This is a genomic window from Candidatus Symbiobacter mobilis CR, assembly GCF_000477435.1.
GTDB lineage: Bacteria > Pseudomonadota > Gammaproteobacteria > Burkholderiales > Burkholderiaceae_C > Rhodoferax > Rhodoferax mobilis.
Window position 1 is genome coordinate 2,767,724 of record NC_022576.1, and the last position, 17,066, is coordinate 2,784,789.

The window sequence follows — 17,066 nt, forward strand, 5'->3', positions numbered from 1 at the left end:
GCGGGATTATCGGGAACCGCATTGGCCTGTAGGGTGTGTAGGGTGGCGCTATGGATCGCGACTTCCGTCGCTCCTACTACCACGACATAGCATCGGGTATTGCAAAGTAGGGCGCATAAGTTTGCGTTGCAGGAGCGACGGCAATTGCGATGCAGCGCCCAACATGTACCTCCGTTACCCCACAGCATCCCCATGTTCATCCACCTCCGTCTCCATACCGAGTTTTCTGTCATCGATGGGACGGTTCGCGTGGACGAAGCCATCGCTGCTGCGGTGGCCGATGCGCAGCCTGCGCTGGCCATCACGGACTTGGGCAACCTCTTTGGCGCCGTCAAGTTCTACAAGGCTGCGCGCAAAGCCGGGGTCAAGCCCATTCTGGGAGCGGAAATCTGGGTCGCAGGCCCGGGGAAGGAAGACCTCTCCCGGCTCCTACTCCTGGCGCAAAACCGCCAGGGCTACCTGCACCTGGCAGAGCTGTTGACGCAGGCGTGGACGGCGAGCGCAAGCCGCACGCAGGCAGCGGTGGACATCCATGCGCTGCGACGCTGGAATGCGGGATTGATCGCGCTCTCGGGCGCGCAACACGGGCCGCTGGGTGTGGCCTTGCTGGCGGGGGACGAACCCCGCGCCGAGCACATCGCCGCAGAGTACGCCGCGCTGTTTGCCGGGCGTTTCTACATCGAAATCCAGCGTGCAGACCGGCCTGACGACGCTGCGCACGTTGCTGCGGCAGTGGCGTTGGCGCACCGTATGCGCTTGCCCGTCGTTGCGACGCACCCGATCCAGTTCATCACGGCAGCGGACTTTGAAGCGCACGAGGCGCGGGTGTGCATCGCCGAAGGGGAAACCCTGGCCGACCCCCGGCGCCAGCGGCGCTTTACCCGCGAGCAGTACTGCAAAACCTCCGCGCAAATGCAAGCGTTGTTCGCAGACTTGCCTGCCGCGCTGGCCAATACCGTCGAAATTGCCCGCCGCTGCAACCTGAGCCTCGACCTCGGTTCTCCGCGTCTGCCGCACTTTCCGATTCCGCCCATCGATGGCAAGGTGCTCGACGCAGAGGCCTATTTCCGCCATGTCGCGCACGAGGGGCTGCGCACGCGAATGGAACACCTGTACCCCAACCCCCAGGAACGCGAGAAGCACTGGCCACGGTACCGGGATCGGCTCGAATTCGAGTTGGACACCATCGTCAAGATGGGCTTTCCGGGGTACTTCCTGATCGTTGGCGATTTCATCCACTGGGCCAAAACCCACGGCTGCCCTGTAGGGCCGGGGCGGGGTTCGGGCGCGGGGTCGCTCGTCGCCTATTCCCTGTTGATCACCGACCTTGACCCCTTGCAGTACCAACTGCTGTTCGAGCGATTCCTCAACCCGGAGCGGGTGTCGATGCCCGACTTCGACATCGATTTTTGCCAGGCGAACCGCGACCGGGTCATCGAGTACGTCAAGCAGAAGTACGGCAAGGAAGCAGTCAGCCAAATCGCCACCTTTGGCACGATGGCCGCACGCGCCGCAGTGCGTGACGTAGGCCGGGTGCTGGGGTTGAGCTACACCTTTTGCGACGGGATCAGCAAACTGATCCCCAACAAACCTGGCGTTGCCGTCACCCTGCAAAAGCCCCCCGCAAAGCGCGATCCCGACGACAAGCTGGTGTACGCCGTCGAGGCCGAGCCGCTGTTGGCGCAGCGCGAAGAGAAGGAAGAAGACGTACGCACCGTGCTGGAACTGGCGCGCAAGCTGGAGGGGCTGACCCGCAACGTCGGGATGCATGCAGGCGGGGTGCTGATCGCGCCCGGCAAACTGACCGATTTCTGCCCGCTCTACCAGCAGCCCGGGAGCGATGCTGCAATCAGCCAGTTCGACAAGGGCGACGTCGAATCCGTTGGGCTTGTCAAGTTCGATTTTCTGGGGCTGGCCACGCTGACGATTCTGGAGCTGGCCAAGGACATGATCATCGCCCGCCACCCCACCCAGCGCGACTTTCGCTTGGAAGACCTACCGCTCCACGACCCCGCTGTCTACCGCCTGTTCCAGCAGGGCGCGACGGAAGCGGTGTTCCAGTTTGAAAGCCGGGGGATGCAAGGCATGTTGCGCGATGCCCGCCCAACGTGCCTGGAAGACCTCATCGCCCTCAATGCGCTGTACCGCCCCGGGCCGATGGATCTGATCCCCAGCTTCGTCGCACGCAAACATGGGCGCGAGACCGTCGAATACCCGCATCCCCTGCTGCAAGGCATCCTCGCAGAAACCTACGGAATCATGGTCTACCAGGAACAGGTGATGCAGACTGCACAGGTGCTGGGGGGCTATTCGCTCGGCGCTGCGGACATGCTGCGCAGGGCAATGGGCAAGAAAGACGCCGATGAAATGGCGCGGCACCGCCAGATCTTTCGCGACGGCGCTGCCCAAAACGGCATCGACCAAGCCAAGGCCGACGAAGTGTTCGACCTGATGGAGAAGTTCGCAGGCTACGGGTTCAACAAATCGCACGCAGCGGCCTATTCCCTGCTGGCATACCAGACGGCGTGGATCAAGGTGCATTTCAGTGCCGAATTTTTCTGCGCCAACATGACGGTGGAGATGGACGACACCGACACCCTGCACGCCCTTTACCAAGACGCGACCCGCATGGGGCTGCGGTTCGTCGCCCCGGACATCAACCGGGGAACGCAGCGCTTCGAGCCGCTCGACGACCACACGATTTGCTACAGCTTGTGCGCGGTCAAGGGCAGTGGCGGGCAGGCCATTGCAGCGATCGTCGCTGCGCGGGAGGGACAGGGCGTAGGGCCAGTGGCGGGGGATGCAGGGCCATTCCGCAGCCTCTTCGACTTTTGCGCCCGCGTCGACCGCAGCCGTGTGAACAAACGCACCGTCGAAGCGCTGGTCAAGGCAGGGGCTTTCGATACCCTGCACGGCAATCATGCCGGTGAGCGTTCCCGCATCTTGGCCAGCGTCGATTTGGCCTTTGAATACGCTGCGGCAGTCGCGGCGCATGCCAAGCAGGCGGGGTTGTTTGACGGGGATGGCGGCAATGACCATGGTTCGGTGCAGCGAGAGCCTGAATTGGAGCAAGCCGCCCCATGGGGGGTACGCGAACGGCTGGGGCAGGAAAAGCAGGCCATCGGCTTTTGTCTGACGGGACATTTATTCGAGGAAGTGGCCGACGAAGTGCGCCGTTTTCTGCCCCGGACCTTGGCACAGCTCGTCGATTCGCGCGAGCCGCAGTGGCTGGCAGGGATCGTCTCCGGCTTGCGTATCGTTCACGGCCAGCGTGGCCGCCTGGGACTGTTCCGGCTCGACGACGGCACGGCAGCGATCGAGGCCCGTGCGGACGATCAGGTGCTGGGACAGCATCGCGATGCCTTGCAGGACGATGCGCTGGTTTTTGTCGAAGGCAAGGTGCAGCCCGACCGCTTTGGCGGAGGCTGGCAAATCAACGTGCAGCGGGTATGGGGAATCGAAGAGGCCCGCCAGCATTTCGCCAAGCATCTGTTGGTGCGGGTGCAGCTATCACCGGGGTGGGGCAATGCCGAACTGGCTGCGCTGCTGCGCGAGCACGGAATGGCCCCAACGACGAACGGCGCATCCCCCCAGGGGTTGCCTGTGCGACTATGCGTGCAATGCCCCAGCGCGCAGGGAACGGCGGTGGCGGAAGTGCAGCTTGCCCAAACAGTGCGCCCAAGCAGTGCAGCCTTGGCGCAGTGGTGCGCGTTGGTGGGGGAGGGAGCAGTCGAGGTCGTGTACGAGTCTTCTGCGGTGACGGTGTCGTGAACGGGAAAGGGCGCTTCTTGTTGGGTACCGTCTCTAGGGTACGGGTGACGGGTATGGTCGATACAATGAAACCGCGTGGTTACGCCCCGAAATGCGGGCTGCAGCAGGGTAGGTTTGGGGTAGCGACGCTCCCTGTCAGGAGAGCGGTTCCCCAACGGTTCGTGTCGTCGCCAACCGGTTCCTGCGTTGTACCGCGTAATCTGCCGGTGGGGCCCCTGCGGCGTTGCTGGGTACGCAAATTGCTTGTTTGGGTTAGGTCAACCTTAGGAGAACCGTATGGCTACTGCAAGAAAATCTTCCGCTGCATCGAAGAAAGTTGCCGACGCCGCCCCCGTGGCCGCTGTGCCAGCCGAGGCAGCACCCGCCCCAGAAACCCAGGCAGCACCACCTGCCTCGGAAACCGTGGCAGATGCTGAGGCATGTGAATCCAAGTCTTGTGCCACGCGCAAGGGTTGCGGCACCCGCTCCCGCAGCAAGTCTGCCAATGGCCTTACCCCAGAACAGCGCTTGCACTATGTGGAAGTGGCAGCGTTCTACATCGCGGAGCGCCGTGGCTTTGCCCCCGGCAACCCCATGGAAGACTGGTGCGCAGCGGAAGCCGAAATCGACCGGCTCATTGCCACCGGGCATTTCTCGCCGAAGTAAGCGCGGGGGTGCGCTACGGCGCCAGTCGTTCCCGCAGCCAGCGCGTAGCTACTTGTGCGCCGGGGGCGGAGACGCTGGTGTAGCGCAGCCGGTCATGCAACCGGCTTTTTCGGCCTTGCCAGAACTCCCAGCAATCGGGCCGCAGACGGTACCCCCCCCAGTGGGGCGGGCGCGGGGGTTGCAAGAGGAACTGCATTCCATAGCATGCTGCGTTGACGATGAGCACTCCCCGGTTCGGGATCACTTCACTCTGCGGGCTGGCCCATGCACCGATGCGGGAGTCCAAGGGTCGGGAGTGAAAGTACTCCTCGCTTTGCGCTGCATCCACCCGCTCCACCAGCCCCTCGATACGCACCACGCGCTCCAGTTCCACCCAATGGAATTGCAGTGCGCCGTAAGGGTTTCCAGCCAAGGCTTTGCCCTTGCGGGATTGGTAGTTGGTGTACCAAACCAGCCCTTGTTCATCCCATTCTTTGAGCAACACTACCCGGGTGCTGGGGCGTAGGTCGCAATCCACTGTGGCGAGGGTCATCGCTGTGGGTTCGGGCACCTCGGCGGCCAGCGCTTCGTTGAGCCATTGCTCGAATTGCGCAAAGGGCGTATCTCGGGTGTCGTCTTCGCCCAGCTCGGCGCGCTCATAACTTTTGCGCAGGGTATGCAGGCGGCGGGTAGGCATGGGGCGGGGGGACGAACCAGGATCGCTTGGTTCGTTTGGTGCCAAGAGAGGGTTATTCCGTACGCGGGACGTCGTGCGTAGCGCCGGGGCACTGTTCCACGGTAGCGAATACGGCATATCCGCTGGGGACATCAACGCAGCGCATCCCGTGTCGCAGGTAGCGGTTGCGGCATTCCTGCCGTGGTAGGTAGCTGGCCAGCTCGGTCAGCGCGGAGGCATAGACCTCGCGTTTGAAGGCGACGACTGCGTCGAGCGGAACCCAGTACTCGTTCCAACGCCAAGCGTCGAACTCCGGGTGGCTTGTCGCGCGCAAATTCAAATCCCAATCGTGACCAACGAGCTGTAGCAGGAACCAAATCTGCTTTTGCCCCTTGTACAGGCCTCGGGAATCGCGCCGGATGTATTCGTCAGGCACCTCGTAGCGCAACCAATCGCGGGTGCGGGCTACGATGCGAACGTGTTCGCGTTGTAGCCCAAGCTCTTCGTACAACTCGCGGATCATCGCCTGTTCCGGGTTTTCCCCACGATCGATACCGCCTTGTGGGAACTGCCAGGAGTGCGTGTGGATCCGTTTCCCCCAAAACACCTGATTTTTCTGGTTGAGCAAGACGATGCCGACATTGGGCCGGAATCCGTCCCTGTCGAGCATAATCAATCTCCTATTGTCAGCAATTGCTCGGATTATGCACAGCCCGGCCCCCTGGTGGGAATTGCCGGAGCAGGTGCTGCATTGCCCCCCTTGATAGACCTTGGATAGCCCAGACTGGTAGTCATGAGAGCCTCCCGATTCCACATTTCCACGTACAAAGATTCCCCTGCGGATGCCGAAACCGTCAGCCATCGCCTGATGGTTCGTGCGGGGTTGATCCGCAAACTCGGCTCCGGCATTTACATCCTGATGCCGATGGGGTGGAGGGTCGTTCGCAAGGTCGAGGCCATCGTCCGGGAAGAAATGGATCGTGCGGGGGGCATCGAATTGAGCATGCCGGTGATTCAGCCCGCGCAGCTTTGGCAGCAGACGGGGCGCTTCGACAAGATGGGCGCCGAGCTATTGCGCATCCGCGACCGCCATGGCAACGACTTCGTCGTGCAGCCGACCAGTGAGGAGGTGGTGACGGACATCGCCCGGCAGGAAGTGCGCAGCTACAAGCAATTGCCCAAGACCTTCTACCAGATCCAGACCAAGTTCCGCGACGAGCGTCGGCCGCGATTCGGTGTGATGCGCGCTCGGGAATTCTTGATGAAAGACGCCTATAGCTTCGACCGCGACGCCGCTGGCGCCCAGGCCAGCTATGCAACGATGGCGCAGGCGTACCGCCGTATCTTCGACCGCTTTGGGCTGCGCTACCGGGCCGTCGCTGCGGACAGCGGCGCGATTGGTGGCGATCTGAGCGAAGAGTTCCAGGTGATTGCCGCCACGGGGGAAGACGCCGTCGTCTACTGTCCTGACAGCACCTACGCCGCCAACCTGGAAAAGGCCGAAGCGCTCCCCCCGCAAGGCCCGCGCCCCGCGCCCACGCTACCCCTGACCAAGGTCGCGACCCCGGGGTACACGACGTGTGAGCAAGTGGCCGAATTCCTGGGGGTTCCGCTGGAACGCACCGTCAAAACGGTGGTGCTGGCTACCGAGAGCAAGGACGCAGGCGAGCAAGGCAGTGTGCGGTTGTGGATCGTGCTGCTGCGCGGGGACCACGAGATGAACGAGGTCAAGGTGCGCCATATCGAGGGCCTGTCGGCATTTCGGCTGGCTTCTGCGGGCGAGATCGAAGCGACTTTGGGCTGTCCGCCCGGTTCCTTGGGGCCTGTGCTGCCCGCACGCTGCCCAGGCGTTCGCACGCTGGCGGATCGGGAAGTGGCCGTGCTGGCCGATTGGGTCTGCGGCGCGAACGAGGAAGGCTTTCACTACACAGGCGTGCAATGGGGGCGCGATGTGCCTGAGCCTGACCTCGTTGCCGACTTGCGCAACGTCGTCGATGGCGATCCTTCCCCGGACGGCCAAGGCACCCTATGTATCGAGCGCGGCATTGAGGTGGGGCATGTGTTCTACCTGGGAACCAAGTACAGCCAGGCGATGGGCGCGACCTTTCTCGACGTCGACGGCAAGCCCCGCTACATGGAGATGGGTTGCTACGGGATCGGCATCACCCGCATTCCCGCAGCGGCTATTGAGCAGAACCACGACGAACGCGGAATTATTTGGCCTGACGCGCTCGCCCCGTTCACCGTCGTGCTCTGCCCTGTGCAGGCGGATCGATCCCCCGAAGTCGCCGCCGCCGCCGAGGCGCTGTACGCCGCTTTGTTGGCGCAAGGCATCGACGTGATCCTCGACGACCGCAACGAACGCCCTGGGGTGATGTTTGCAGACTGGGAGCTGATCGGCGTTCCGCATCGCGTCACCGTGGGGGCGCGCACCTTGCAACAGGGCAAGGTCGAATACCAGCACCGGCGCGATGCAGGCACTACCCTGGTTGCGCAGGAAGAGATCATCGCGTTCTTGCAGTCCCGGTTACAACGCCGTGCATGACGACGCATGACGGCGAACCCCCTCGGGCGGCGGGCCGTCCTCGGGCGCGTACTGCTGGCCTGTGCATCGACGGTGGCGCGTCCGGCGGTGGCTGGTGCGCAGCGGGAAGAACGCCTGGCTGATGCGGTACGCACCGCGCTGAGTTCTGCCATCGCCAACCATGCCCCGCCGGAATTCGACTTTCCCGACACAGCGGCCCGGCTGCGCTATCTGCGTTGGCTGGCCGTGCAAAGCGAACGTTTGCGCAGCCGCAAGCCGGACTTCGACACCCGCCGGGAATTCCTGCAAACGGTCTGGTATGAATCGCGCCGGGCGCGGCTCGACGAATCGCTCGTCCTGGGGCTGATCCAAGTGGAAAGCAATTTCCGCAAATACGCAGTCAGCCAGGTCGGTGCCCGTGGGTATATGCAGGTGATGCCTTTTTGGGCACGGCTCATCGGCGACGGCGACGCGAGCAAGCTTTTCCACATGCAAACCAACCTGCGCTTTGGCTGCGTAATCCTGCGGCACTACATCGACATCGAGCGCGGAGACTTGTGGATGGCGCTGGGTCGCTACAACGGCTCGCGCGGTAAGCCCACATATCCCCGCGCAGTGCTTGCTGCGCAGGAACGTTGGCGCGTGGCGTTGTAGGGGCACCCGGGGTTGCTGATGGGGTGGGTGAAATGCCTATCCCAGTAGCTTTTGCCCAAGCCGGGATGCCCTCCTCCACCCAGGCCCTCCCCCGCTGAGGGAGGGCATCTTGGATGCAGCCCCTGCCGCAACCGGTGCTCAGAACCGTTGGCTGTACATCAGCATCAGGTTCGTTTGCCCGTGGGAGATGTCAATGGCGGTGGGGGTTTGCACCGTATGCGACGGGGCGTGGGTCAGCGAGACATTGATTGCGCTGGTGTCGGACAACGCATACCCGCCCCCCACAGACACGTGGTTGCTGACGGTGGCGGGGAACATCGGGCAAACATACCCATCGGGAACCGGGTTGTCGGAGAGGTTCAGCCCAGCACGCAATGTAAGCCGGTCATTGGCCTTCCATGCAGCGCCCAGGTTCAACACGACCTGATCTTTCCAGTGCTGCGGCATGGTGAAATGCACCGACCCGAGGCCGTTGGCGCTGTCGTAGCGCATGCGAAAGCTTTCCATCACGTCCGACCATTCGATATTGCGGATGTCCGCAGCGAATAGCCACGTGGGGCTGGCCAGCCAGCTTGCGCCTATGGCAAAGACGGCGGGCATTTGGAAGTCGAGGACGGTGAGGCGGCCATGGTCTGCAAATCCTCCCATCGCGCTGAGCGTCGCAGACGTTGCGCCCGTCTCCATATCGTCCAGGGCGGTTTGGAATTGGTACGACGCGCCAACGGTGACTTCCGGGGTTGCACGCCAGACGGTTCCCAGCGAACCACCCCATCCCGTGGCCTTGGCCGCGCCGGTGAAGTCGTTGTCGTCGGAAAAGCTGATATTCGCCCACGGGGCTCCAGCCATGCCTGGAAGCATCTGCGCGAAGTTCCCACTGGGCGCCTGCCCGGAATCCGCCACCATCTGGCCAAGCTGCGCGCCGCTGGCCGTCATCCGCATGTCCAGCGACGACCACATGAACCGGAACGTCGCGCCGACGATCCAGTCTGGATGAAACTGGTACGTCACGGGAAACAGCACATTGCCCACGCCCAGTTCGGAGCGGGAAGGGAGATTCGAAGACACCCCAGCCGGTGCACTCAGCCAGGCATCCGCGCCGTATTCCGTCCCCATGCCGCCTTGGGCAAACATGCCCACGCCATAGGTCAGGGGGCCTACGCGCTTGACGTAACCGACAGCGGGCATGACGTAGGAATCGCCACCGGACTCTGCGCTTTCCGCAGCGGTACTACTGCGCACCTTGGGCCCCAGTTCCCCGATGGCCAGATCGAGCCGGGAAGTGCCGTCGGGCATCAGCCCCAGCGTGGCTGGGTTTTGCGCCATGGCGGCGTTGCCGTGTTCGATGGCCTGCGAAGCCCCGCCCATCGCCGTCGAGATTGGCCCGTATCCTTCCATCAACATGCCATTGGTGGCATAGGCGGTCGTGGCGAGGAGCAAGGTGCTGGTGGAAAGTAGGGTGGCGGTGGGCTGATGGAATTTCATAGATCGGAAGCGTAAAAAAAACGAAGAACACCACAGACATGCCCACGCGAACCCGCTTTCCATGCCGTCAGGGGCCATCCACAGCCTGCACCAGGGTGTGGCGCAGAGGCGCAAAGCCATGCCAACACGACGAAAGCCGTGAGCACCAGGAGAAGTGGGGATTTGTGCCAGACAGCAGCCGTAACGGCCACCGGCGGGGAGAGGATCGTGCAATTCCGGCGTGGAACCGGAACAGACACTACAGCGTTGCGCGGAGCAAGACGTCTGTGCGCGATCGAGTATCGCCGATGGCTGGCAGGGTTTTGTTGTCCCCGAACATCGGCGCTGGCGGATTGCGATGCAGCGCCGGATGGGTACCCCCGCTGCCTATGGGTAGCGCCATGGGCAGCGTTCGCGATGCAGCCCTTCCAACATGGCTGGAAGGCTAGGCTGCACCGCCGTCGCACCGCTCGACGATGCAGAAGCTCGATGCATAGTCCCCCTCGTCGCTGAGGCTGAGGTGGGCTACGAGTTGCCTGGCATCGAACCATTCGCGCAGGGGGCCGTGCAGCACGATGTGCGGCTGGCCGCCTGGGCGATTGACGATTTCGCAGGCGCGCCAGGTCATCGGCCCATGCATTCCCAGGCCGATGGCTTTGCTGAAAGATTCCTTTGCGCTAAACCGGGTAGCCAGATATCGCAGGCCGCGTTCCTCGTTCCGCTGGCTGCGCGCTGTCCATACGGCCAGTTCCGCTTCGCCAAGAATCTTGAGCGCGAAATGTTCGCCATGGCGTTCGACCACGCCGCGCACGCGGCGGATGTCGCAGAGATCCGTGCCTACACCGTACAGCATGGTGCTGTTACCGTGCAAGTCGCGAAGCGGCTTCTCGAAGCTCCCCTTGCCCAGCGGGAGAGGGGCTGGGGGGGGAGGGCGCTTGCATCCCTCTGCGCAAGCCCTCGTCGATGGAGCGCAGATATGCGTGGACGGTCGCCGTATACCCCATTTCGAGCGCGTCGGCGATCAGCGCATGGCCGATCGATACCTCGCGAATCTGGGGCACCCGGCCTAGCAGCGTGACGAGGTTGACGCGGTCGAGGTCATGGCCCGCGTTGAGGTTCAGCCCACATTGCCGTGCTGCGTCGGCAGCCTGTGCAAGACGGTCGAGTTCGCGGGCCTCCTGCGGGGTGCCGTGTACTGCGGCGAACGGTTCGGTGTACAGCTCTACGCGATCCGCACCCAGAGCGTGGGCGTGGGGCATGACCTCAGCGTCGGGATCGACGAACATGCTGACGCGGATTCCCCACCCTCGCGCACGCTTGATGCACGGGGCCAGTGCGGCGGCGTTGCGCACCAGGTTCCAGCCATGGTCGCTGGTGCGTTGGTCTACTACGTCGGGAACGAAGGTGAGCTGGTGTATGGGCAGTTTGCGGCGGACTAGCTCTTCCGCAATGTCCATCAGGTTGTGCAAGGGGTTGCCCTCGATGTTGAACTCGCATTGCGGCCAGTCCTGCAACAGCGTGGCAAGCTCCACGACATCGCTGGGCCGGATATGGCGTTCGTCGGGACGAGGGTGGACGGTGATGCCGTGCGCCCCGGCTTGCAGGCACAGGGTGGCGGCGTGGGTCACGCTGGGGATTCCTGAAAGACGGGAATTGCGTACCAACGCGACCTTGTTCAGGTTGACGGACAGGGTGGTGCGGGGGAGAGTGGTGCTCGACATCGCAGGCTAGAGGGATTGCAGGTCGATCAAAAGCTGCCGGGTACGCAGGGTGCGTACCTTGCCGTGGTGGCACAGCAGCGCACGAAGTTGGGGTTTGAGCGCGGAAGACAAGGCCGCGCAAGATGACAGGGCGTCGGGCCAGGGGATGTTGCCGTCCAGCATCTGCTGCAACCACAGCCATTGTGCGCCACGCAGCGTTGCCCGGTGGTGGGCGGGAGCCGGGTGCAGGCCCAGCTCTGCGTGCAATTGGTATGCGTCGGCGGGGGCTAGTGCTTGCGAGGAGGGCGTTTGCATGTCCAGCCGGGGCAGTACGCCGATTTCGCGCAGTAGCCGTAGTTCGAAAACACGCAGCGCGGGTTCCATCGCCACGCCGGGATTGCTGGCAAGGATCGGGACGATTTGGTTGTACACGTCGAACAGGGCAGGGTGCGGGTCTTCCCGCGCTAGCAGGAGCAGCAGCAGTTCATTGAGGTACAGCCCGGAAAGCAGGGCATCCCCCAGTGGCATGGTGTGTACGCCTTGCCATTGCGCGCCGTACAGGGTGCGCACCTCGCCCTTGCCACCAAAGCCCAGCAGCAGCGGTTGCAAGGGCAATAGCACGGCGCGCAAGGCGGAGGAGGGCCTTTTGGCCCCCTTGGCCAGCACGGCGATGCGACCATGGTGGCGGGTGAAGGCTTCGACGATCAGGCTCGATTCGCTCCAGTCGTGGCGATGGAGCATGTATGCCGGTTCGTCGCTAATGCGCCGGGGTTGCATTGAAGCCGTGTTGCCGGCAAGGGTTACTCGTACCCAAAGGATCGCACGCGGGCCTCGTCATCCGCCCAGCCTGAGCGTACCGTCACCCAGGTTTCGAGGAATACCTTGGCGTCGAGCAGGCGTTCGAGCTCAATGCGCGCCTGCGTTCCGATCGCCTTGATGCGTTCCCCGCGATCTCCGATGACGATGCCTTTGTGGCTTTCGCGGTCGACGACGATCGTCGCGGCAATGCGCACCTTGCGCGGCGCTGTGCCTGCTTCGGTGAAGGTGTCGATGACGACGGTGGAGGAATACGGCAATTCGTCCCCCGTCAGACGAAAGAGCTTTTCGCGAAGGGTTTCGCTGGCCAGAAAACGTTCGCTGTGGTCGGTCAGCGCATCGGCGGGATACCACCAGTCTTGCTGCGGAAGCCGAGCGCAGCACAGGTGCAGCAGGCGTTCGACGTCCTTGGGGCGTGTGGCCGACATGGGTACCAGATCGCAAAAGTCGGCACGCTGTTGCATGGCGCTCAACCAGGGAAAGAGTTCGGCGCGACGGTGAACCCGGTCGAGCTGGTTGGCCACGAGCATGGTGGGAATCGCGGGGTCGAGCAGCGAGAGCACCTTGGCGTCTTCGTCGTGGAAATGCCCGGCACGAACGACCAAGAGTACAAGGTCTACGTCATGCACCGTTCCCGTGACTGCCTTATTGAGCGTGCGGTGGATCGCTTGGTGGAAATGCGTCTGGAACCCAGGCGTGTCAACGAAGATGCACTGTGCAGCCCCCACGGTGCGAATGCCCGTGATGCGGTGCCGTGTGGTTTGCGCCTTGCGCGAGACGATGCTGATCTTCTGCCCCACCAGGGCGTTGAGCAAGGTGGATTTGCCGACATTGGGCTTGCCAACGATGGCGATGCGCCCGCATTGCCGTGGGGCATCCGGGGGCGTGGGGGGAAAGGTGGCAGACATGGGGGGGGGGAGGGGGTCGGCGCTGTATCGCGACTTCCGTCGCGCCTACAACGTTTGTGGATGCGTGGCGGGAGCCGCGCACAGCTTCTGCAACATCGCTTCTGCGGCGGCCTGTTCGGCTGCGCGGCGGGATGCGCCGACGCCTTGCGCGCTGAGCCCCAGCGAGGGGACATGGCACGCGACTTGGAAGGTTTGCTGGTGCGGGGCGCCGTGCGTTGCGGCCACCTCGTAGACGGGGGTGGCGCGCTTGCGTGCTTGCAGCCATTCCTGCAAGCGGGTTTTGGGGTCTTTGTCGATGGCGGCGGGGGTAGGGTCGATCTGCGCTTCGGCGTAGATACGCTCGACTACGCTCTTTGCCGCCAGATACCCGCCATCAAGGTAGACAGCGCCCAGCATCGCTTCCAGCGCATCCGCAAGGATCGAAGGCCGCTGGCTGCCTTGGGCGCGTACCTCGCATTCCCCCAGCCGCAGCAAGGCGGGCAACCCCAGCGCCTGGGCAGCATGGAATAGCGTGTCCTGCCGGACGAGATGTGCGCGGATGCGCGACAAATCGCCTTCGGGCAGGTCTGTGCGCTTGGCAAATAGCGCGTCGGACACCGCCAGCGCGAGCACGGCGTCGCCCAGGAATTCAAGCCGTTCGTTGTGGTCGGCGCCGAAACTGCGGTGCGTCAGTGCCCTTTCTAGCAGCGCGGGAGACCGGAACTGGTAGCGCAGGCGATCTTGCAATGCAGACAGTGCGCCACGATCCAGCGTGCTCAACGCGAGTCGCCCGTGTACTTGAGCGTCAGGTACGCCGGGCCTGCAAGGTGGATTTCACGCTGGTAAGAAAAGCTGATGACCACTTCGTTGCCATCTTTGCGGATATCGAGATCCTTGCCGCTGATTGAGGAGATGTTGTCGATACCGGCCGACTTGTTGAACGACATACGAATGTCGGGGATGGTCGGCGCGTCTTTGGCCCGCTTGACGGCGGTGAGAACCGCTTGGTATTCGAGCGCCGTGGGAACGATCTGCGCGACGACAACGCCTAGCGCGGCGAGGAAACCAGCGATGAACAGAAACCCGATGAACGTGACTCCACGTTGGGAGTGCAGTGCAGAACGATGCATGGTGTGTGCAGTCATGGGGGATTCTTGTGTTGGGAGTGGGGTTAGTGGAAAGAGCCGATGCGCTGGGGGTTGGTGAAATTCATCCAGACGAAGAATGCCCGGCCCACGATGTTTTGTTCCGGGACGAAGCCCCAGTAGCGGGAGTCTAGCGAGTTGTCCCGGTTGTCGCCGAGCACGAAATAGTGCCCGGCGGGGATGCGGCACACCACGCCTTCGACGCTGTATCGGCAGTGTTTGCGGTGCTCGTACTCCTGTGGCCCGGCGATCCACGCAGGGTGGCGTTCGTCGAGCAATATCTTGTGGGGCCGCGCCCCCAGTTGCTCTTCAAAACTATGGTAGTACCGCATCGTGCTGTCGTCGAAAAAGTCGCCGATTTGCTCGGAAGGGATGGGGGAGCCATTGATCGTCAGCGTTTTGTTGCGGTACGCCACCTCGTCCCCTGGCAGGCCGACGACGCGCTTGATGTAGTCCAGGCTGGGTTTGGGCGGGTAGCGGAAGACGATCACGTCCCCACGTTGTGGCAAGGCGCCCATGGTGAGGCGGGTGTGGAGCACAGGTAAGCGCAGCCCGTACTCGAATTTGTTGACGAGGATCAGGTCGCCAATCAGCAGGGTGGGCATCATCGAGCCGGAGGGAATTTTGAAAGGCTCAAAAAGAAAAGACCGCAGCAGAAAGACGACGGCGATGACCGGGAACAGCCCCGCCGTCCAGTCCAGCCACCAGGGTTGCGCCAGAAGGGCTGCCTTGGCAGGCGCTGTGTCTTCGGGGTCGGGTTCGACGCCCAGGCGCTGCAGTTCCTGCCTGCGTAGCCGCGCCTGTTGCTCGAAGTGCAGCGCAGCCTTGCGGCGGTGGGGCGCGAAATACCACTGCTCTGCCAGCCAGTACACCCCCGTGACGACGGTGGCGCAGAACAGCAGCAGCGCGAAATTGCCTTCGACGTTGCCGGTGTACCAAGCAGCGATGTAGGTGCCGAATGCGGCGAGGAGGATCCCGGTGAGCGTCGGCATCATTCGTCCACGCGCAAGATGGCCAGGAACGCCTCCTGGGGAACTTCGATCGAGCCGATTTGTTTCATCCGTTTCTTGCCTTCCTTTTGTTTTTCGAGGAGCTTGCGCTTGCGGGTGATGTCCCCGCCGTAGCACTTGGCGATGACGTTCTTGCGCAGTGCTTTGACTGTCTCCCGCGCGATGACTTGGGCGCCGATGGCGGCCTGGATGGCAACGTCGTACATCTGGCGGGAAATCGCTTCGCGCATTTTGGAGACCACTGCGCGCCCGCGTTGCTGGGCTTGGGAACGGTGGACGATGATCGACAGGGCATCGACTTTGTCGCCGTTGAGGAGGATGTCCACCTTGACGACATCTGCACGCCGGTATTCGAGGAATTCGTAGTCCATCGAGGCATACCCCCGGGAGACGCTCTTGAGCCGGTCGAAGAAGTCCATCACGATTTCCGCCAACGGCAATTCGTAGGTCAGCAGAACCTGGCGGCCGTGGTAGCTCATGTTTTTTTGGATGCCGCGCTTCTGGTTGGCCAGCGTCATCACTGGGCCTACGTATTCCTGCGGCATGTATAGGCGCACGGTGACGATGGGTTCGCGAATTTCATCGAGACGGCCCAATTCAGGCATCTTCGAGGGGTTTTCGACCATGCGCACGGTCTTGTCGGCCTGCACGACTTCGTAGACCACGCTGGGCGCGGTCGTGATGAGTTCCTGATGGAATTCGCGCTCCAGGCGCTCCTGCACGATCTCCATGTGCAGCAGTCCTAGGAACCCGCAGCGAAAGCCAAAGCCCAGCGCTTGAGAGACCTCAGGCTCGAAGCGCAGCGAGGAATCGTTGAGCTGGAGTTTTTCGAGGCTGTCGCGCAGGTTGTCGTATTGGTTGGCTTCCGTGGGGTATAGACCGGCAAAGACCTGGGGCTGGATTTCTTTGAAGCCGGGCAGGGGCTCGGTGGCGGCAAGGCTTTGCCCTCCGGGGCCTGTACGCACGACGGTGATCGTGTCGCCGACCTTGGCTGCGCATAGTTCGCGGATTCCGGCGGTGACGTAGCCCACTTCTCCGGCTCCCAGCGCATCCCGGGGGATATCGGCGGGGGTGAAGACGCCGAGGGCATCGATGTGGTAAGTCGATCCCGTGGCCATCATGCGGATGCGGTCTCCCCGCGCCATTCGACCGTCCACGACGCGAACGAGCATGACGACGCCGACGTAGGTATCGAACCAACTGTCGATGATCATCGCGCGCAGCGAACCATCGGGGTTGCCCTTGGGTGGGGGAATGCGATGGACGACGGCTTCCAGGATGTCATCGATGCCCATGCCGGACTTGGCAGAACAGGGGATGGCTTCCGAGGCGTCGATCCCGATCACATCCTCGATTTCTTCCCGCGCACGGTCGAAATCTGCGTTGGGCAGATCCATCTTGTTGAGGACGGGAACGACCTCGACGCCGAGGTCGAGCGCGGTGTAGCAATTGGCCACGGTCTGCGCTTCGACGCCTTGGCTTGCATCGACGACGAGCAATGCACCTTCGCAGGCGGACAGCGAGCGGCTGACTTCGTAGCAGAAATCGACATGGCCGGGGGTGTCGATCAGGTTGAGCAGGTACGTTTGGCCGTCGCAGGCAAGGTATTGCAACGCGGCAGTCTGCGCCTTGATCGTGATGCCGCGCTCTTTCTCGATGTCCATCGAGTCGAGCACCTGGTCTTGCATCTCCCGTCGTTGCAATCCACCGCAACGCTCGATCAGGCGGTCGGCCAGGGTGGATTTGCCATGGTCGATATGCGCAATGATGGAGAAATTGCGGATGAGAGTCATCGAAA

At 62.9% G+C, this 17,066-nt stretch carries 16 protein-coding genes; 5 read left to right on the forward strand and 11 right to left on the reverse strand.

The window, feature by feature from the left end; all coding sequences use genetic code 11:
- Positions 1-192: 192 nt before the first annotated feature.
- Positions 193-3,771 carry a DNA polymerase III subunit alpha gene (gene dnaE / locus CENROD_RS11300; RefSeq protein WP_022776505.1) on the forward strand — a complete coding sequence of 1,193 codons (3,579 nt, stop codon included), beginning with the start codon at positions 193-195 and terminating at the stop codon, positions 3,769-3,771.
- Between the two features lie 276 nt (positions 3,772-4,047).
- Positions 4,048-4,416 (forward strand): DUF2934 domain-containing protein, encoded by a 369-nt coding sequence (locus tag CENROD_RS11305; RefSeq protein WP_022776506.1) that lies wholly within the window; start codon positions 4,048-4,050, stop codon positions 4,414-4,416.
- A 13-nt stretch (positions 4,417-4,429) separates the two neighbouring features.
- Here the strand turns inward: CENROD_RS11305 and pdxH are convergent, their stop codons facing one another.
- On the reverse strand, positions 4,430-5,092 hold the full coding sequence (pdxH, locus tag CENROD_RS11310) for a pyridoxamine 5'-phosphate oxidase (protein ID WP_022776507.1): 663 nt from the start codon (positions 5,090-5,092) through the stop codon (positions 4,430-4,432).
- A 52-nt stretch (positions 5,093-5,144) separates the two neighbouring features.
- Entirely contained in the window at positions 5,145-5,741 is a 597-nt protein-coding gene (locus tag CENROD_RS11315; RefSeq protein WP_022776508.1) for an RNA pyrophosphohydrolase, read from the reverse strand.
- A 123-nt stretch (positions 5,742-5,864) separates the two neighbouring features.
- Between CENROD_RS11315 and CENROD_RS11320 the strand changes: the two genes are divergently transcribed.
- Together CENROD_RS11320 and CENROD_RS11325 are read left to right on the forward strand one after the other, a co-directional pair.
- Positions 5,865-7,616, forward strand: a complete 1,752-nt coding sequence (locus tag CENROD_RS11320) for a proline--tRNA ligase (RefSeq protein ID WP_022776510.1) — start codon at positions 5,865-5,867, stop codon at positions 7,614-7,616.
- Between the two features lie 6 nt (positions 7,617-7,622).
- Positions 7,623-8,249 carry a lytic transglycosylase domain-containing protein gene (locus CENROD_RS11325; RefSeq protein WP_022776511.1) on the forward strand — a complete coding sequence of 209 codons (627 nt, stop codon included), beginning with the start codon at positions 7,623-7,625 and terminating at the stop codon, positions 8,247-8,249.
- A gap of 138 nt (positions 8,250-8,387) precedes the next feature.
- On the opposite strand, the gene CENROD_RS11330 is transcribed toward CENROD_RS11325, so the two are convergent.
- Positions 8,388-9,731: an OmpP1/FadL family transporter gene (locus CENROD_RS11330; RefSeq protein WP_022776512.1), complete on the reverse strand. Its 1,344-nt coding sequence runs from the start codon at positions 9,729-9,731 to the stop codon at positions 8,388-8,390.
- 287 nt (positions 9,732-10,018) lie between these two features.
- On the opposite strand from CENROD_RS11330, the gene CENROD_RS13990 reads away from it, so the two are divergent.
- Positions 10,019-10,159: a hypothetical protein gene (locus CENROD_RS13990; RefSeq protein WP_187292304.1), complete on the forward strand. Its 141-nt coding sequence runs from the start codon at positions 10,019-10,021 to the stop codon at positions 10,157-10,159.
- Here the strand turns inward: CENROD_RS13990 and acpS are convergent.
- The 8 genes from acpS to lepA are packed head-to-tail and all read right to left on the reverse strand — an operon-like array spanning position 10,156 to position 17,061.
- Positions 10,156-10,563 (reverse strand): holo-ACP synthase, encoded by a 408-nt coding sequence (gene acpS / locus CENROD_RS11335; RefSeq protein WP_022776513.1) that lies wholly within the window; start codon positions 10,561-10,563, stop codon positions 10,156-10,158. The two genes, CENROD_RS13990 and acpS, sit on opposite strands and share 4 nt — an antisense overlap.
- 7 nt (positions 10,564-10,570) lie before the next feature.
- A complete protein-coding gene (locus CENROD_RS11340) occupies positions 10,571-11,431 on the reverse strand; it encodes a pyridoxine 5'-phosphate synthase (RefSeq protein ID WP_022776514.1) in 861 nt (286 codons plus the stop codon).
- A gap of 6 nt (positions 11,432-11,437) precedes the next feature.
- Entirely contained in the window at positions 11,438-12,187 is a 750-nt protein-coding gene (recO, locus tag CENROD_RS11345) for a DNA repair protein RecO (RefSeq protein ID WP_041193588.1), read from the reverse strand.
- 23 nt (positions 12,188-12,210) lie between these two features.
- On the reverse strand, positions 12,211-13,134 hold the full coding sequence (gene era, locus CENROD_RS11350; protein WP_022776516.1) for a GTPase Era: 924 nt from the start codon (positions 13,132-13,134) through the stop codon (positions 12,211-12,213).
- 45 nt (positions 13,135-13,179) lie between these two features.
- On the reverse strand, positions 13,180-13,884 hold the full coding sequence (rnc, locus tag CENROD_RS11355) for a ribonuclease III (RefSeq protein ID WP_041194744.1): 705 nt from the start codon (positions 13,882-13,884) through the stop codon (positions 13,180-13,182).
- 5 nt (positions 13,885-13,889) lie between these two features.
- On the reverse strand, positions 13,890-14,258 hold the full coding sequence (locus CENROD_RS11360) for a DUF4845 domain-containing protein (RefSeq protein WP_022776518.1): 369 nt from the start codon (positions 14,256-14,258) through the stop codon (positions 13,890-13,892).
- Between the two features lie 26 nt (positions 14,259-14,284).
- Entirely contained in the window at positions 14,285-15,250 is a 966-nt protein-coding gene (gene lepB, locus CENROD_RS11365; protein WP_041194745.1) for a signal peptidase I, read from the reverse strand.
- Complete coding sequence (gene lepA / locus CENROD_RS11370) at positions 15,250-17,061, reverse strand: translation elongation factor 4 (RefSeq protein ID WP_041193589.1); 1,812 nt, start codon at positions 17,059-17,061, stop codon at positions 15,250-15,252. Before lepA ends, lepB begins: the two co-directional genes overlap by 1 nt.
- Between the last annotated feature and the right edge of the window lie 5 nt (positions 17,062-17,066).

Bases quoted from the DNA above. Each gene is read 5' to 3' on its own strand.
- lepA (WP_041193589.1), bottom strand. From the start codon at position 17,061: ATGACTCTCATCCGCAATTTCTCCATCATTGCGCATATCGACCATGGC.
- lepB (WP_041194745.1), bottom strand. From the start codon at position 15,250: ATGCCGACGCTCACCGGGATCCTCCTCGCCGCATTCGGCACCTACATC.
- CENROD_RS11340 (WP_022776514.1), bottom strand. From the start codon at position 11,431: ATGTCGAGCACCACTCTCCCCCGCACCACCCTGTCCGTCAACCTGAAC.
- dnaE (WP_022776505.1), top strand. From the start codon at position 193: ATGTTCATCCACCTCCGTCTCCATACCGAGTTTTCTGTCATCGATGGG.
- CENROD_RS11305 (WP_022776506.1), top strand. From the start codon at position 4,048: ATGGCTACTGCAAGAAAATCTTCCGCTGCATCGAAGAAAGTTGCCGAC.
- CENROD_RS11360 (WP_022776518.1), bottom strand. From the start codon at position 14,258: ATGACTGCACACACCATGCATCGTTCTGCACTGCACTCCCAACGTGGA.
- CENROD_RS11320 (WP_022776510.1), top strand. From the start codon at position 5,865: ATGAGAGCCTCCCGATTCCACATTTCCACGTACAAAGATTCCCCTGCG.
- CENROD_RS13990 (WP_187292304.1), top strand. From the start codon at position 10,019: ATGGCTGGCAGGGTTTTGTTGTCCCCGAACATCGGCGCTGGCGGATTG.
- pdxH (WP_022776507.1), bottom strand. From the start codon at position 5,092: ATGCCTACCCGCCGCCTGCATACCCTGCGCAAAAGTTATGAGCGCGCC.
- era (WP_022776516.1), bottom strand. From the start codon at position 13,134: ATGTCTGCCACCTTTCCCCCCACGCCCCCGGATGCCCCACGGCAATGC.
- acpS (WP_022776513.1), bottom strand. From the start codon at position 10,563: ATGCTGTACGGTGTAGGCACGGATCTCTGCGACATCCGCCGCGTGCGC.
- CENROD_RS11315 (WP_022776508.1), bottom strand. From the start codon at position 5,741: ATGCTCGACAGGGACGGATTCCGGCCCAATGTCGGCATCGTCTTGCTC.
- recO (WP_041193588.1), bottom strand. From the start codon at position 12,187: ATGCAACCCCGGCGCATTAGCGACGAACCGGCATACATGCTCCATCGC.
- CENROD_RS11325 (WP_022776511.1), top strand. From the start codon at position 7,623: ATGACGGCGAACCCCCTCGGGCGGCGGGCCGTCCTCGGGCGCGTACTG.
- CENROD_RS11330 (WP_022776512.1), bottom strand. From the start codon at position 9,731: ATGAAATTCCATCAGCCCACCGCCACCCTACTTTCCACCAGCACCTTG.